This window comes from Ornithinimicrobium pekingense DSM 21552 (assembly GCF_000421185.1).
Taxonomy (GTDB): domain Bacteria; phylum Actinomycetota; class Actinomycetes; order Actinomycetales; family Dermatophilaceae; genus Ornithinicoccus; species Ornithinicoccus pekingensis.
In genome coordinates this window covers 262700-280619 of the sequence record NZ_ATWJ01000007.1, presented here as the reverse complement: position 1 = coordinate 280619, position 17920 = coordinate 262700, and the positions used below count along the sequence as shown (strand labels likewise).

At 65.8% G+C, this 17920-nt stretch carries 5 protein-coding genes and 1 pseudogene; 5 read left to right on the top strand and 1 reads right to left on the bottom strand.

Annotated features, from left to right (window positions below):
* The first annotated feature begins 510 nt into the window (after positions 1–510).
* A complete protein-coding gene (locus K330_RS22425; protein WP_022920442.1) occupies positions 511–2811 on the top strand; it encodes an AAA family ATPase in 2301 nt (766 codons plus the stop codon).
* Positions 2812–3682: 871 nt separating this feature from the next.
* Here the strand turns inward: K330_RS22425 and K330_RS0103330 are convergent.
* A complete protein-coding gene (locus K330_RS0103330) occupies positions 3683–10405 on the bottom strand; it encodes a P-loop domain-containing protein (RefSeq protein WP_022920441.1) in 6723 nt (2240 codons plus the stop codon).
* A gap of 990 nt (positions 10406–11395) precedes the next feature.
* Between K330_RS0103330 and K330_RS22420 the strand changes: the two genes are divergently transcribed.
* From K330_RS22420 to K330_RS18875, 4 genes and pseudogenes are all read left to right on the top strand, one after another.
* On the top strand, positions 11396–11797 hold the full coding sequence (locus K330_RS22420) for a DUF433 domain-containing protein (RefSeq protein ID WP_084617126.1): 402 nt from the start codon (positions 11396–11398) through the stop codon (positions 11795–11797).
* Positions 11794–12207, top strand: coding sequence for a PIN-like domain-containing protein (locus K330_RS0103325; protein ID WP_156875670.1), 414 nt, complete (start codon positions 11794–11796; stop codon positions 12205–12207). The genes K330_RS22420 and K330_RS0103325 overlap by 4 nt, the downstream gene beginning before the upstream one ends.
* Before the next feature lie 377 nt (positions 12208–12584).
* Positions 12585–14504, top strand: coding sequence for a zinc-ribbon domain-containing protein (locus K330_RS24660; protein ID WP_156875669.1), 1920 nt, complete (start codon positions 12585–12587; stop codon positions 14502–14504).
* 163 nt (positions 14505–14667) lie between these two features.
* Positions 14668–17184: pseudogene (locus tag K330_RS18875) on the top strand (DNA gyrase/topoisomerase IV subunit A); the annotation flags it as partial.
* Positions 17185–17920 lie beyond the last annotated feature (736 nt).

Genomic DNA, 17920 nt, shown 5'->3' with positions numbered 1-17920 from the left:
TCTCACTGATCGGCCCGCCCGATCACGTCCGGGCCCTCGCCTCTCGCGACGACCGCTGCAGCCCCCTCGCATCCCTGCGCTGCGCTCTCTTGTCTCCCACCGTGACGTCTGACCCGGGCGTCAGCCTCTTCGTGGGCCTAGGCACGCCATACGCCACGACGCCGGGCAGCGCATGAGCGACGCGAGCCGCCGCGGGCCGGCTCACGGCACCTCCGCCCGGCCAGTTCAGGGTCGATTGTCCTCGCCGTTTGAGCACTCAGCGTTGCCGCGACAGGCCGCGTCCCGACGCGTCGCCAACCTCCACGCCCGTCCGGGCGTGGGTGGTAGGAAGGTTCTCGCCCTCCTGCGGAGACCCACCGGCTTCGGAAAGCGAGAGGACCGCACGTGTGACCGCTGCCGGGCCTACGCTCCGTCGGGCACCGCGTTCTGGCCCTTCCTCATCCGTCCGCGGGGTGACATCGCCCTGGGCGTCGGTATGTGCAATACCTGCGCGCGTCGCGAGGGAATCGCGTGAGCATCATCATTCCTCCGATCACCCCCGAGGACGACGTGCTGCGCGCCGCCCTGAGGTATGCCGCCGCAGGGCTGTACGTCGGCCCGGTCCGGAGGGGGACCAAGGACCCCTCCTCGACGCTGGGCAAAGGCTGGCACACCCGCACGAGCACCGATCCCCACGTCGTTGCGTCCTGGTTCCCGGGAACCGACCACGGGGTGTTCCTGCACTGCGGACGCTCCGGGCTGGTCGTGCTCGACGTAGACACCCCCGACCGGCTGCCCCAGCTGATCGTGCGGGCACTCACCGACTGCGCGCCGCCCTACCAGACCACCCGGGCAGGCGACCCGCGCCGGGGGCACTACCTGTTCGCCACCCCACCCGGGCGGGAGCTGGGCAACAGCGTCGGGGGCCTCGGGAGCGGCTGGGGCGAGATCCGGGGCCGCAACGGCCTGATCGTCGTCGCACCCACCGTCCACATGAACGCCGACTCCGGCGGCCTCTACACCTGGAGGCGAAGCGGGCCGGTGCCGGTCCTCCCCGCCTACCTGGCCGAACAGCTGCCCGACGCGATGCAGGCCGCTGAGGCAGCCACCGACGTACAGGTGACCGCCTTTCTGGACGCCCACACCGGCGCCACCAGACCCGACCTGATCAAGGTGCACGCCCAATCGTTCCAGCGAAGGGTGGACGCCGGGGAGTCGAGGCACCACACCATGGCCGGGCACCTGGCCGGGGCGATGAAGGACGCCGCCGCAGGGTACGTCGACGCGCGCGCCGCGGCCGACACATTGCAGTCCCTGTTCCTGTCCGCCCTAGCCAGGCCCCCGGTGGGCAAGCAGGGGGCGTCCCGGACCGGGCCGACCGCCCACAACGAATGGTACGGACTGCTGTCGTGGGCGGTCGCACAAGCGACCGCCACCGACCCCGAGACCCACCACGCCCGGGTAGCCGAGAAGGTGCCCGCCCTCGGTGAACACCTGCGTTCCTCGACAACCGCACCATCCGTCAACCTGCCAAGCGGGGGCACACCCACCGGCACGGCCACCGATCGTCGGGTCGTGCTCATTAGCGCCGACACGATCCGGCCGCGGCCGGTCCGGTGGCTCTGGGAAGGCAGGCTCGCCCTCGGCACGCTCGGGCTGCTAGCCGGTCGGGAGGGCCTGGGCAAGTCGACCCTGGCGTACTGGGTCGCCGCGCGGATGACCCGTGGGGAGCTCGACGGGTGCTACCGGGGTACCTCCAAATCGGTTCTGGTCGCCGCCACCGAGGACTCCTGGGCACACACCATCGTCCCCCGGCTCATGGCCGCCGGAGCCGATCTCACCCGCGTGTACCAGGTGGAGGTGCTGAACGCGGATGACGTGCAGGTGGGTCTGAGCCTCCCCCGCGACCTGCTCGACATCGAACGCCGCTGCCGCGATGTCGATGCCGGCCTCATGCTGCTGGACCCGCTGATGTCCCGCCTCGGTGACCTGGACACCCACCGGGACGCCGAGGTGCGACAAGCCCTGGAGCCCCTGGTCACCATCGCGGACCGAACACGGATGGCCGTGCTGGGTCTCATGCACCACAACAAGTCGGGCTCCGTCGACCCGATGCACCTGGTGATGGGCAGCAGGGCGTTCACGGCCGTGGCGCGATCCGTGCACACCGTGGTACCCGACCCCGACGACGACAACGTCCGGCTGTTTGGGACGCCGAAAAACAACCTGGGCACCACAAACCTGCCCACTCTCGCGTTCACCCTTGCCTCTTGCCCGATCGAGACCGATGAGGGCACCGCCTGGACGGCACAGCTGATCTGGGGCGAGGAGCGGACCGAGACCATCCGAGAAGCCATGAGCCGCACTGTGGACGACAACGACAGGTCTGCCACCGACGAGGCCGCCGACTGGCTGTACGACTACATCGTCTCAAAGGAAGGCCAGGCCCCCAGCGCCGACGTCAAACGTGCAGCCAAGATCGCTGGGCACACGGAGAAAGCACTGCGCCGAGCTCGCCACAAGCTCGGTATTGAGATCAGCTCAGGTGGCTTCCCGCGCGCCACACACTGGTCCCTCCCAGCCCCCGGCCCTGCCCCAGTCGTGCCTGCAGTCGCGCCGCCGCTCCCAGGAGAGGTTAAGGAGGGCACGACTGACTCTCAGGGGTCACAACTGTTCAGGTCGGAGCCAGTCGCGCCAGTCGTGCCCGCCCACGGAGACGGGGCTCCAGAAGGCCCGACTGCCTGCGACACCTGCTCCGCCCCGCTGCTGCTGCAACAGCCAGGCCGCACCACCTGCGGCCGATGTGTACAAGACCGGAAGGAAGCATCATGACCAAGAAACCAGCCTGGAGTACCAGCGCGCGCAGGAGGCGCAGTTCCGCGCGTCGGTGTCCGAGATGCGGACCACCCACGGCAGGACCGAGCGTGTCGACTGTGAGGGGCTGACGGCATGGCCTTCGACGACACCAACAACCTTCTGACTAGCCTGCAAGGACGTCGGATACCCGGCGGGTGCGACGACTGTGACGCCTATCAGACTGTCGCCAGTATGGGGCGCCTGCACCGTGTCACGGTGCACCACGATGACACTTGCCCGGCCCTTCGGGCGAAGATGCGGACCTCCCCGCGTCGCCCGCCACCTCGGGGGTAGGGCCGGCAAATCACGACGACCGACAGCTCGACCAGTCAGGCCGGTAGTGGACATCTCTCCCTAGCTCACAAACCACCACTCGGAAGGAAAACCATGGGACCCGGCAAGCACACCAAGGCCGTGGAAGACGCGCTGACGGCGGCCCACGACCAACTAAGGCCCGCTGACCAGCCGCTAATCGAGCTGGCCCGAGCCCTAGCTGCCCAGCTCGACGCATCCGGGCCGGAGGGTCCAGGAACTCGCCTTGCGGGCACTTATCTGACGACATTGCGCACTCTGGCGGCTCGTACTAGCACTGACGGCCCCGCACCGCGTCGTCGTCCGTCCAGTCTCGCGGCCATCCGCAGCCAAGTGCGTACAAGCAACTGATGCCGCTGAACCGAGGCGCTGGTGGAGCGCCCGTGTACTCCGCCTGGGGCGTGACAATACTGATGGCCCGAAAGTAGCCTGCCTCGGCTGGCAAATCCATCAGCGGAAGGCAGAAGACAGATGGCAACCCAGTTGTCTGCTGAGTCGCCTCGGCCCCGCGCGTGAGACGAGGGTACCGTGCGGGCTACTGCTCGACGGACTCAGCAGACACATCGTTCCAGGTCCGCCAGGTGAGCCGGTCTTGCCACCGCTCGGTGAGTATTTGCGCGAGGTCTGGGCGCAGCAGCAATCCGGAGCCGGCGAGCAACGGGTACGACATATGGTAGTCGCTGTGAGCGTATTTCGAGCGCCATGTAACGTGCGCCAGAGCCGAGCCAGCGTTGTCGCACATCAACAGCTCATCAGCGGAATCACCGGCAACTAGCTGAAGCGCCTCGACAAGCGCAGGTGCGGGAGCGAGCATGCCCGGGAGACCCAGTAGGGCGTCTTCATCGATGAAGGCCTTGTCGCCGCGAGCCGCTAGAGGGGTGTAACGCGTCGACGTCTCGCTCGTCTGGCGACCGCTTGGGTTGAACCATTGCTCCGCGCCGACCAAAGCGAGCGGACTGCGTTGGTTGGGGATGGACAGCGCAGAGAGATTGAGTTCGACACCGCCTTGAACCTCTGTTTGACGATCGTCACCGGTGATATGACCGCGCCGCTCACGCCGAGTTTCGCGATATCCCACCAGGACCCAGGCGTCGTAGGGGCCACCATCGCCGAGTGCTAGCGGGAGCCACGGCGCCGACTCCGGCTGCCTTTGCAAGTTTACTAGGGCCCCGTTGGCGCTGCTCGCTTCCATGCTCCGCGCGTTTTCCGGATGCGGACCTTCAGAAGGGAGCGGCAGGGCAGCAGGCCTTGGGATGCGCCCTCGCTCGACCGTCAAGGGCAGGGTTGACAACCGCAGCAGTTCGGCAAGGTCATCCTCCCATTCGGCGGGATCAGTCACCGGGTAACCCCTGAGCTCGCACACGGCCCGGCAGGCGCCTGCGGCCTTCTGCAGCGACTCCTCTGCCACATGATTGCTGAGCAGAATGGCGTCCGGCCATCCCCGGTCGGCGCTCATATCGCGGACGCTTTCGCGCAGCGCTATGTCAAACTGGTCATCATCGAGGGACCGTGCGATAAGTTCCACCACCGCCCCGATAAACCCGTCCAGCTGGCTGTGGATAACCGATGCACGATAGGGGGCTTCCCGCAAAAGGCTTGCGGCGAGCCCGAGGCGTTTGTCGGCCGCGCCTCCCGTTTGCTGTGGCACGGGGAACGCATCCAGGTCGGAGGACGCGAGGGGCGGGACCTCGCCGGGAAGCAGCCTCAAAAGCTTCCGTGCGAGTGCGCGGACGACGAGGTACTGCGAGGCGAGGAGGCTTCGCAGTTCCTCTCCCGCCGCACTGAGGATCGACGGGTCCTCCGTTGCCACGCGCTCGACCATGGACAGCAGCAGATGCGGCAGCACAGCCCCTGTCATCGAGCGCAGGGCGACAGGGAGGGCGTGAGTGAACAGCCTGGGTCTCAGGTGCGCCAAGTCGTCGAGGGCTATGAGTGTGCGGCGCAGGTTCTCCCTCCCTGGGTGGGACAGGCCTGCGAAAGAGGACACAGCAAAGGCGTAGTCGACAGCAGACAGCCGGGGGTCGACCAGCGGCGGATCGAGGCGTATACCGCCGTAAGCGGGCAACTTTTCGTCCCCGGGAAGCGCAGGCAGGCGGTCCGCAATGACCGCGGCTGCTTCATCCCAGACGTTGAACGCCAGGTCCGCCGAGGAGGGTGCACCCGGCACCGTGAGGGCCTGGGCAGCACAAGCCTCGATGAGTGCCTTGGTGATGCCCATCGTCTGATTACCGGGGCCAACCAGGCGGCGCTCGATGCCGATTCCGACTGCTTCGGCTGCCACTTCGGGTGCCAGGGTCGTCGCGCGCGCCAGCAAGGTCATGTGTTGCCTCCCACCGAATGCCAGCCACCCGCCGTCACCTCTTGCCTGCGTCCAGGCAAGGGCGAAGGCACGTGCAGCGAGCGCGATGTGGGTGCGGCCGCCAGCGGTCGCCGTCCCCTCCTCCCGCTCCAGCGCCCCGCCTGCTTCTGAAAGAAGCTCCCCGATGCGCGCGAGAAGGAGATGCTCATCATTGAAGCCCGGGATCTCCGAGAGCGACTCCAATGTCCTTGCGACCTCTGCGTCTTGCCCGGCTGCAATCAATGGACCCAGCCGCTCGATCAGGGCGACCGCGTAGGCCTCCACCAGAGCCTGCCGGGTCGCTTGTTGCCCGACTCTTGAGGCTCCTCGCCGCCACGCCCTTGCCAAAGCTGCTACGCCATGTCCCCCCGGCGGCGCCGTTCGCGCGAGCTGCGTGACAACTTCAAGTTCGGCTCTGCCCCGTTCCCGTTCCTGCTCCTGTCGCGCGCTGGTCATGTCGGCCACATCGCTGTTGCCGCTCAGTTCGCTTCCCTGATCGTGAGGACCATAGCCAGTGGGCGTTTCAGCATCAGAGACGGATGCGACTACGGTGACCTGTCGCAGATTGTGGTGCGCAGCGACCTCGTTCATTTGCAACAGCGCCGCTGCCTCTTCGGCAAACTCGCTGCCGTCGCCGGTGCCCGCCTGGGCTACCTCATCGCCTCGGGTGAGCGCGCGCTGGAGGATCCCGCCCTCCCCCTGCCCGTCGACCGACAGACGCTGCACCATCCGGCCGTAGGTCGACATCCGCGGCGCGTCGCTGAGCGTGGCTGCCAACACCGCCGCCATGACTGGGTCCGCGTCGTCAGCGTGCTCGGACCAAAGATCGTGGCGCATGTGCTCCGCCTGGGTGCGACGGCCCCGTGTATTGAGCCCCAGTTCCGTTGAGAACTGAGCGTGAGCCACGGGATCAGTGGCTGCCAACATTCGCCACCATTGGGTCGGCGCATGTCGAGTCTCCTTGCCGTCGGTATGAGCACGTGCCTTATACGCCAGGCCCTGCGCCGTCACCATGCGCTTCAACCCCCGGTCGGGGTCCAGCAGGTTGAGGGACCGCAGCGGGTCGAGCACTTCGTAGATCGTGAGGTCCTTATGGAAACCGTAGCCAAGCAGCATGCGACTGGCCATGGTCCAAGACGCTATCGCGCGTTCACTAGCGCCGCGGCTGACGGCAAGGACGTCGGTGCGCACGTAATCATTCGAATACGTGTCGCCAGACGTCAGTTCACCAACTGTGGCCAGCCTCACCTGGCACAACGCCTTGAGAAGATGGAACTCGGCGATGTCGCTATAGAAGCGACCGTCCGACCGCTCGATCTCGGCGTCTATCAAGTCACTTAAGAAGTCCAATTGTTCATCAGGAGCAGTCCGAAGCGCCAGTGTCAGTGTCCGGTCCGGTGGCAGTGGGACCCCCATCTCGCCTCGCAATGAGCGAGTGACCCCCTCCCCCACCTCGAGGAGGAGTTCAATTGCCCGGGGCCAGTCCTCGGCGTCGAGCAGTCGAACCGCGCGATCGATGGTGTCCCAGATTAGGTCCATCTCGAAATACAGGTCCACTGCCCGCGGCGTCCCTGCAAAGGGACGGGCATCGAACTTCAAGTCTTCCAGTGCGGCCATCGCCGTGGCACTAGCATCCTCGGGCGGCGCTGCTTCAGCACGGACTAGGTTGACGCAGAAACGAAGCCAGCAGCGGTACCAACCTTCACCACTTAGTGCGGCCACTATCGCGTCCAGCGCGACCGGCCGCAGCCGGCATGCCTCAATTGCATCTAGCATGGCAGCGACGGCAATGGGACTGTGTCGATCCAAAGCCGCTGTGGCTGCGTCGATGGCCGAGGACAGCGCATCCGCCTCCCACCCACCTCTTGTATGGTCGCTGGCCGTGCGGTCACCGCTTGGCGCAGTCTGCTCCGCTCCGAGATCCCTCAGTCGGTGCACCTGTCCCACCGGAACACCGGCTGCCTGCGCTTGGGTGGCCCACCGGCCGACTGAACCATGGGGCGCCAGGTCGTCGACGCCATTTTGAACCATCTCTTCAGCCACGGCGAGGCAATAGGCCCCGGAATCACGCACGCGAGCAGCCATTTGCGCGCCTGTCTCAAGGCCCAGTGTGTCTGCGATGGTGCTTACGACGATGCGGTGAGAGGACAGGGTCCCTGTTCGGTCGCACCAGCCACGTGCGATAGTCAGCAGTCGCTCGTGAGGGTCCTCGGGCAGAGGTTCTTCTCCCTTGCCCTGTTCGATGTCAGGGTGCCCGTCAAACTCGTCACCCGGCGACTGCCCGACTCCGGACGGCCTGATGCTCTCGGATGTGGCAGCCGCCGTTTGCTCGGCTGACATGTGGGTTCCAGTTTCAGACCGGCTCTGGGTCATCTGGACCGGTGCGCCTTCGACCTGCAGCAGCCGGAACTGCCCGCGCAGCACCGCCTCGACCACATGCTCCTCAGGATCCTCGCCTCTTTGACCATTGCCGCTGTGCTCGTCGCGCCACGCCTCCAGATAAGGGCGCCACGGCGCTACGAAGCCTTCCCGATCGAGTTCAGCGCAAAGCAGGACGCCTGCTTCGGGTGGCATCGTCACCAGCCCTTCCTGCAGCATCCGTTCCGCGACTTGCTCACCGCCGAATAGAGCGATCCGCACTTCGGTGAAGCGGGTGTCTAGATCGCTGAGCCGCTCCTGTTCGTACGTCTCGACGCCGCGCATGAGCTCCAAGCACCGTGCTACGGCGGCCCAGTCTCCTTCGCGCTGGGCGCAGCGCACCCCGACGGCGAGATTGGCCGCGATGGCCGATGGGGGAAACCCTGCCCCCACGGCGACGGCCGCGAAGGACCGATCGACAAGGGCCAGCACCTCCTGGTTGCGTCCCGCAGTGGCCAGCAGCGGCAGGAGGGATCTGAATGCACGCGTGTCACGGAAAAGACCTAGGTCCCTAAGCCAAGTGATGACAGCTCCAAGACGCGCTGCCAGCGCTTCGGGCTCGGCCTCTAACTCTCGACGCAGATACCTCCCGAACGACTCGTGGTAGATCGCCAGACCTCGTGGCGACTGCCTCAAGACGGGTTCCAACACGCGCACCGCCGCTGCGACACGGTGCCCCTCACCTGGCTGGATCGCCTTCAGCTCCTCGACGGTGAGCGGGAAGTCCACCACGGTGAGGGTGTCGGCCGCAGCCTGGCCCGCAGTGTCCAACAGCGCTGCCAGGTGCCGGTAATAGTGCTCCAGGTCGCCGTCGTAGGCCGGGATCGAGGAGAGAACCTCACCTGCTGACCCGGACGTCAGGAGGAGATCAGCCCGGTCTTCGCGCTGGAGCTCGCGACACAGGTAGGTCGCATAGAGGGGATTGCCGGCCGAGCGCCCAAAGACGGCATCGACCACGTCCTCAGGATCATCAGCAAGCTCGTCTGCGTTCAGGCCAAGGCGTCCCAACAAGGTCGCGATCTCAGCGCGGCCCATTGGCGGAACCTGCACGGTCGTGGCACCAGCCTCACGGAGCGGTTGAAGATGGTCTCCGGGCTGACTCAGGACGATGATCACGCAGCCCTTTATCGGCTCCAGCGCCGCGATCTGGGATGCCATGGCTGCGGACGGTGACACCGCTCCGGGTCTACTTGCTCGCACCCGAGTGACGTGGTCAAGCCCGTCGATAATTAGGGCGACCGGCCCGTTGCTGACGCCCACTACCTTCTCCACGAGCCGCATGAGCGTCTGCTCGTCGGCGCTGAAGATGGGCCGCTGTGCCATCGCGATCGCGGGATATTCGGCGGCAATCCGCTCCGCCAACGAGCCAAACACGCGCTCAGAGGCCACCCTGTCGTCTCGCTCCTCCTCGGAGTCGTTGAGAAAGCAGAAGTGTTCAGCGACAGTCCAATCATCCGCGGTCAAAGACGAGCGCAGCTGATCTGCGACCCAGGACTTGCCCTGCCCAGGCGGCGCCTCCGCCACCAGAAAGCCGCCGTCCGCGGCGGCACTGGCGGCGGCAGTTCGCAGATTTTGCACGGCCGCGAGTCGACTGACCTGCTGGTCTGGAACGACTGGACTCCTGCGGCTGACGCTGCCAAAGTCCGTGCGTAGGGCGATGGCCCGAAGAAGCGCGGGACGGACCAGCGGCTCGTGGGTGTGTCGCGCCCTCCCAGCTACCGCCACGAGCGCGGCAGCGACATCCTCTGGCCGCCGGTTCTCGTTGGGGTATTGCCCGACGCCCACTTCCTCCCTCAGGCGTGCGAGCAAGAGTTGCTCTAGGGCTCCAGGAGCGGAGAAATCGCTGGACATGGCGGGAGCATTGACCTCAACGACCAAGCGGGCGCACAGCTCCTGGAGCTCGTCTTGGGTGAACGTCAGTCGTTCGGCGTCATCAGCCTGTCCCACACAACTTCCGTCGCCCTCACCGCCGGTCTGCCGCAGGAACTCCCATGCATCGCCCGCCCTTCTCCTGCCCGCTCCCTCCCGGTGAACGCCCTGCCACAACGCTTTGGCGTCAAAACGGTATCGGGCCGTAGAGGTCCCGACAATTGACGGCCCAGGATCCGGGTCGGCCGGCAGCAGTACTCGAGTGAGCACCCCGTCAATAGCATCAGCGTCGCGCAGGTAGACCGTATAGGAACTCTGTCCGGCCCGTTGCGAGTGCAGCGCCGCGTCCGAACGCATGCTCCTGAAGACCTCGCTCAGCAACAGCTTGCGTGTGCCGCGCACGAACGTGTCGATGTCGAGCGGCGTGGGCTGGGCTTGGTACTTGATTTGGCGTCGAGTCCAGCGGCCGTCGGCCCACTCAACAGTGAGATCGTCGAACCTGTCATGAACACCACCGAGGAGGGTGTCGCAGTAGACCCGGACCGCGTCGCCGAGGATCACGTCCACAGCCGCGACGGCACCCATAAGATCCTGGTAGCTGTAACCCGCGTGGGCGTACTTCAGTTCACTCATGTGCCCGGATCTGCCACAGGTGACTCCACTCCGACATTCTCATCGGCACTCACCCTAGTCAGTGCCGGGGCAGAACCCCGAGAGGACCATGGAACTGCACTAGCCCCTGAGCGCCCCGCGACGGGCTCGCTGGCGTGGCAGAGTTGAGCCGGTCGTAGTCGATGCCAAAGCGGGAAAGGACCTCGACGCCCCCCAACCACCCCAGGTTGAGGTGCGGCGGCTCAGGTGCCAGAAGCCTGGTAGCCGTGGTCGCTGTGCGCAAGATTGGTGCACGGGGCCAACCTGTGCCTCGTGAACCTGAACGCGGACGGCGCATGACGGCGGCGGGAGTGGGGCATCCGTCCACAGTCGGCGGGCGCGCTCCTGCTCACGCGCGCGTTTCACATAAGACTCGTTGGGGGCACAAGCCACAAGTTATCCCCCCCCCCCCCCCCCCCCCGGGTGCGGTGGATACTTTCGCGGTGGCGCGCGGCCGATAAGCGACCTTGAGGACGCCAGCACATTCTCGCGAGCCCGTTGGGATCCAAACCTTCGAGCCTACGCATTTGCCCCCACTTGCACCAGGCGGGACAAAGCGCGTCGTGCAGAGCTGCTTCTACGCTGATTGAGGAGTCAGCGTAACGTCAAGAGAAAGTAGTCGTATCACCACCTGGCAGGTACGCCGATGTGGGTGCGAAGGATGTACGCACGAAACGCCGCATAGATGCTGCAGGGGGTGGCGGTCTTGCCTGTGGGATCACGCGTGTGTCCACACAGGGAGGTGAGGTGGTGTGGTGTACCCGGTACCACTCGCGTCGGTCCTGACCGGTGCCTCCATAAGCCAACTCCACCGGTGGCGCATAGGGGCTCCTCGTACCTGAGGTGTCGGCTGAGCGACCAATCACGTACTCATATAGGGATCTAGTCGCCGCACGAACGTTCGTCAAGCTGCGCTCCATCGGTAGCGTCTCGATCCAGCGGATTCGCAAGAGCCAAGAGTCGCTACGCGACATGGATTTCAACGATCATCCATCAGAGTATCGATTTGTGACCGATGGACACTTGATAGCGCTGCTGAACGCTGGCGACGAGGCTGCCATCGATCTGACGAAGCGGCCAGGGTCCCAGATCATGAACTTCTCACTCCAGGACGTGTTTGAATCCTTTGTGACTAGAAATGGCAAGCCGGTGGTGCCATTCCAGCGCCCCACCCGCGGAATCCAGGTGGAACTCAAGCGAATGGGAGGCTGGCCAACCATTGAGGGCACGCGGATAGCGTATGACACCATTTCCGGCTTCATCGGCAACGAAGAAACGAACTTTGCCCTGCTGCACCACTTCTACCCAGGCGTTAGCGATGAAGCGGCGCGAGGCGCCGTCGAGCTCACCATGCGGGTAGGGGCAGCATCATGAAATTCTTCGTCGATGAGAATACCTCCCCCGCTTTCAGTGCAGCGATGAAGTTCATGTTCCCGCAGCATGAGTTTGAACACTGTAACGACGCTGGCTTATCCGGCGCCGTAGACACAAAGATGATCCGCGAACTTTCCGCCCGAGGAGAGGTCGACGTCCTGATCACGAAAGACGTCAACCAATGGAGCGTTGCGGAAGAGCAGCGGGAGATTCGCGCCAGTTGCATGTCCTGGCTAGCTCACCGTGACCCGCCGTTCTCGGGGCCCCGCCAGGTGAGCTTCTTGACTGCCGCTTATCTGTCCGCTATTGACCTAGTCACGGCGCAAATCTCGACTACAGGACGTCCCGTCTACGCCCGCGTGAACCATGTCCCCCACGACCCCACGCAGAGAGTCAAGTTTTTCGCCTGAAACGCTCAGTAGGACCGTTCGAAGGCCACGCAACTGCTGCGAGTACCGACGCGAGGCAGCTCAAGCGACGCGAACTGTCAGCCGTCGTCATGCGTTGCGAAACGAGCCGAGGCGATTCGCAGGTCGACGTCCGCGCTGGCTGTTCGAGGCCCGTCCTCGTTGACAAACAGGCGCGCAGCGGCAAGAGAGTTGGACTCGACGGACGAAGCCGTCATCGGGATGAATGCGCCCCGGGCTGATGGGGCAGCCGCGAGAAGAGAGCGTCCCATGTATGCCGAACCTGCGCTGCCCGAGGCGGCCTGTGCAGACAGAAGGAATCAAGGTGCAACGACACTTCCACGCGACCGGAGACGCGTCTGTCGGTGCTGTGCCCGAAGATGGCGCGGATGAGTAGGAATGATGTCGCAGCGCTGCAGCAGCAGCCGATTCGTAAACGAGAACCGAGGCCGCGGCGCGGTGGCACTCGTGTGTCAGACGTGCAGCGACTTGCCGACCTGTATGACCCGACCAATGAACTGCCGCCACACGCGGTTCCAGTGGGATCTAACAAGCGCCTTCGGTGGAAGTGTTCGCGCGGCCCGGATCACTTATGGGAGGCGATGGCGAACTCGGTATATCGCTCGACATCACCGACGTCCGGATGCCCGTACTGCGCTGGCAAGCGCCCGTCCCTCACTAACCGCCTCGACGTGCTACACCCCGACTTGGCCCAGCAATGGGACCTCGAGGCCAACGCTGGTTCGCCCACAGTCGTGGCGGGCTCCGAACGCAAGGCGTGGTGGCGGTGCGGCGATGGTCACCAGTGGCAGGCAAGCATCAGGAGTAGGAGCGTGCTCGGATCCGGCTGCCCTAGGTGCGCCGCCAAAGCTCAGTCTTCGCGCCGTGCCACTCCTGAACCAGGGGGTTCGCTGGCCGACCTTCATCCCGGCATTGCAGCAGAGTGGCATGCAACGAGAAACGGCCAAATAACCCCTCTCCACGTTCGCCCACAGTCCAACAAACGTGCTTGGTGGGTGTGCCATCGGGGGCACGAGTGGTCCGTCCCGCCAGCCGGACGCGTGGGCAAGGGCGGGGCTGGCTGTCCCTACTGCTCGGGCCGTCTCGCCACCCCCGAAACGTCATTGAGAACGCTTCGAGCTGACATCGCCGCCGAGTGGGACGCCGACAAGAACGGATCGCAAACGCCCGATGACGTTATGCCCGCCTCCAGCGCGTATGCCTGGTGGTCCTGCCCGCGCGGCCACTCCTACCGCAGTCGCATTGCAAATCGGTGTCAATTAGGGCGCGCGTGCCCTTATTGCACAGGGCAGAAGGTGGGCTATGGGAATGACCTAGCGACCCTCGCACCAGCGGTCGCCGCCGAGTGGCACTTCGACTTGAACGGTGACGTCACCCCGGCTCAGGTGACAACGGGTGTTCAGCGTAAATACGCGTGGCTATGCGAACGTGGACACACCTGGACGGCAACCATCGCGTCGCGCGTCCGCGGCGGCACTGGATGCCCAACCTGCGCCGCTGGATGGCGGCGCTCTCGTCCTGAGATTCAGTTGCTCCTTGAGTTGCGCCACACCTTCCCAGCGTCACTAACCGGTGACACTACGGTGAACGGTCGAGAACAAACCTGGAGCGTTGATATGGCCAGCCCAGAGCTGGGGATCATCGTGGAGTACGACGGTGCGCACTGGCACCGAAGAACGAACGACCGGGACGACCGCAAACTGCGCGACCTTACTGGAGCGGGGTGGCTGGTGTGTCGCGCCCGTGAGACCCCTCTGCCCTGCCGCGACTCCGATGTGGCGGTCGATGCTCGACGACCGGACGTCTTCATCACCGCCTGTACAGTGACCGCGAAGCTCATCAGCCTCATCGTCGCCATTCCCGAAAACTCCGGCGGAGCGGCCTCCCGCGCAGCGTGGGGCGCGCTGCCCGAGATGCGACGGAAGTTCGACTTGTACCGCGCTGGTGGCGTGGCCAGGGAAACCGCAGCGGCCCAGGTCATTTGGAGCGAACTGGTCGTGGGAAGGCGCTCCCCGCGCGAGCCGTCCATCACCCCACCGCGCCCGCGGCCAGGGGGTTCTCTTGCCGAGAAGTCCCCCGCCATCGCGGCCGAGTGGCATCCCGCCCTCAACGGCCCTTTCACTCCCGCGGACGTATCCAATGCACGCAACGCCAAGGCTTGGTGGCTGTGCTCGAACTGTGGCGCCGTTTGGCAGGCGCCCATAAATGGGCGAATCCGTCGTCAACACGTCGGCTGCCCGCCCTGTAACCGGAAGAGGTCCCGCTCGAGAACGCCTTAACGCGGCACAGCTCAGCGTCCAGTACTGCCTCTGCAGGCCGATGTCGCAGTGCCGCCTGGCAGTCAACCAAACTGGTGGCGAGGACGCCATTCTGCGGTAGTCTCCCTTCCCCGCTCCATGTGAGCATGCTTGCCCTGGGGGCACCGAAGGAGGGTTCCGAGCAATGAGTGAGCATGGGGTGCCCGCGGCCTTCCCGCTGCGCGAGCTTGCCGCGGCGTCTGCCGACGCACAAGGCAGTGTGGAGGACCGATGGATTGCGTCAGATATATGTGACGAAATGGAGGGGGCCTTCCTCGAGTACGCCTACTCGGTCATCTACTCCCGCGCGCTGCCCGACGCCCGCGACGGCCTCAAGCCGGTCCAGCGCCGCATCCTCTACTCGATGCACGAGCTCGGCCTGCGCCCGGACAAGGGGCACGTGAAGTGCTCCCGCGTCGTCGGCGAGGTCATGGGTAAGTACCACCCGCACGGCGACACGGCGATCTACGACGCGATGGTCCGGATGGCGCAGCCCTTCACGATGCGGCTGCCGCTGGTCGACGGGCACGGCAACTTCGGCTCCCTGGACGACGGCCCGGCCGCCAGCCGCTACACCGAGGCCCGGATGGCTCCCGCGGCGCTGCTGATGACCGCCAGCCTGGACGAGGACACCGTCGACTTCGTCCCCAACTACGACGACCAGCTGACCCAGCCCGAGGTGCTGCCCGCCGCCTTCCCCAACCTGCTGGTCAACGGCGCCTCCGGCATCGCGGTCGGCATGGCGACCAACATGCCGCCGCACAACCTGGTCGAGGTCATCGGCGCCGCCCGCCACCTCATCGCCCACCCGGAGGCCGACCTCGAGGCGCTGATGCGCTTCGTCCCCGCCCCCGACCTGCCGCTCGGCGGCCGAATCATCGGGCTCGACGGCATCCGCGAGGCCTACCAGACCGGGCGCGGGTCCTTCCGCACCCGGGCGACGGCGCGGATCGAGAACGTCACCCCGCGCAAGAAGGGCATCGTCGTCACCGACCTGCCCTACCTCGTCGGCCCGGAGAAGGTCATCGAGAAGGTCAAGCAGCTCGTGCAGTCTAAGAAGCTGCAGGGCATCTCCGACATCATCGACCTGACCGACCGCACCAAGGGCCTGCACCTGGTCATCGAGATCAAGACCGGCTTCAACCCCGAGGCCGTGCTCGAGCAGCTCTACCGGCTCACGCCGATGGAGGAGTCCTTCGGCATCAACAACGTCGCGCTGGTCGACGGGCAGCCGCGCACGCTGGGCCTGCGCGAGCTGCTGCAGGTCTACGTCGACTTCCGCACCTCCGTGGTGCGCCGCCGCACCGAGCACCGGCTGCGCAAGCGCCAGGACCGGCTGCACCTGGTCGAGGGGCTGCTCGTGGCGATCCTCGACATCGACGAGGTCATCCAGCTCATCCGCTCCTCCGACGACACCGCGACGGCCCGCCAGCGGCTGATGCAGGTCTTCGGCCTGTCCCAGCTGCAGGCCGACTACATCCTCGAGCTGCAGCTGCGCCAGCTGACGAAGTTCTCCCGCATCGAGCTGGAGTCCGAGCGCGACGAGCTGCTCCGCGAGATCGCACGGCTCCAGGCGATGCTCGACGACCCCCAGCTGCTGCTCACGGTGGTCAGCGACGAGCTCGCCAAGGTGGCCAAGGAGCACGGCACCCCGCGCCGCACGGTGCTGCTCGAGTCCGACGGCAACACGGGTATGACGTCCGCCGCCGCCCCGGGCGCCAGGGGCGCCGCCGCCCCGGGCGCCAAGGGCGCCGCGCTGGAGGTGCCCGACGACCCGTGCTGGGTGCTGCTGTCCTCGACCGGCCTGCTGGCCCGCACCACCGGTGCGGAGCCGCTCGAGACGGGCGGCCGCCGGGCCAAGCACGACGTCATCACCTCCCGGGTGCGGACGACCGCACAGGGACAGGTGGGGCTGGTGACGTCGGCCGGCCGTGTGGTCAAGCTGTCCGTCGTCGAGCTGCCCAGCATGCCGCCCACCGCCGGGGCACCCTCCCTGTCGGGCGGTGCGCCGCTGTCGGCCTTTGTCGACCTGCCTCCCGGGGAGAGCGTCCTGGCGCTCGCGTCGTTGGACGGCGGGGGGCCCGGGCTGGCGCTGGGGACCTGGCAGGGCGTCGTCAAGCGGGTTAAGCCCGACTACCCCGGCAACCGGGACGCCTTCGAGGTCATCAGCCTCAAGGAGGGCGACCGGGTCGTCGGTGCCGTCGAGCTGGCCACCGGCGAGGAGTCGCTGGTGTTCATCACCTCCGACGCCCAGCTGCTGCACTACTCCGCTTCCCTCGTGCGGTTCCAGGAACTCTCCGGGGGCGGATTGGCCGGCGTCATGCTGTCCCCCGGGGCCTGGGTCGTTGGCTTCAGCGCCGTCGACCCCGCCGCTCAGAACGTGGTAGTCACTGTGGCGGGCTCCGCCGGCGCCCAGCTCGGCGTGGAGGCGGGCTCGGTCAAGGTGACGGACATGTGGGTCTACCCCTCCAAGGGCCGAGCCACCGGCGGCGTCCGCTGTCACCGGTTCCTGCGCGACGAAAATGCCCTCCTGCTCGCGTGGGCCGAAGCTGCACCACCGAGGGCCGCCTCCACAGATGGGATGCCCGTCGACCTCCCGGAAACGAACGACAAGCGCGACGGCTCCGGTGTGGCCATCCAGACTCGTGTAGCCGCGCTAGGGACAACCCAGGGAACCCACTCCCAGGCCGGTGCCCTTGTCTCTCCGCCTAGTTTCCAGCCGACCTCTATCCCCTTGCGAGATACTGGTGCCGACCGCGGAGACATGCCTGGCGCCAGCCAGGTGACCTCAGCGGAAGACAATCCCATGGTCCGATCCACGGGCCCCACTCCACGGGAGGTCTTCGGCCGACAATCGGCGAGAACGGGTGCACCACAACGCAGCAACCCAGCCTTCGAGGGGGGTGGTGCAGCCGCTTCGCGCTCTTCAGATCCTGTCGCGGACATGTGGTCGGCCATCCTGGCCGCTCATCCTCATCACGTCACACTCGGGCGTCGGGGTCCTCTGGGTGAATCCGGCGCCTTCGGCCAGGCGGGTGCTTTATACACGCTGGACATGCCCAACAAGCAGATCACAATTGCGCTCGCTAGAAATCTGCGCCTCGCAGCATTTACTATGGAGGACACGCTAGAGAACGTGCGACTGGACCGCTCTGCTGCCATTTGGGTACCGGGTCCGGAGCAGTTGGTTAGACAGAGTAGCCCTATTCTCTTGGCGCCAAGAAGTGCCCTGCGCGCTGGACGTCCGTTGATTGTCCGAGGTCGTGCCGACTGGGCCAAGATACCGCGCGTGGCTGGGATTTATCGAATATTACGGCATACGTCAGGGGTGACAGAGATATACATCGGGCGAACTTCCGACTTTCGGCGACGTCCTTATCGCCATGAAAAGACTCTGG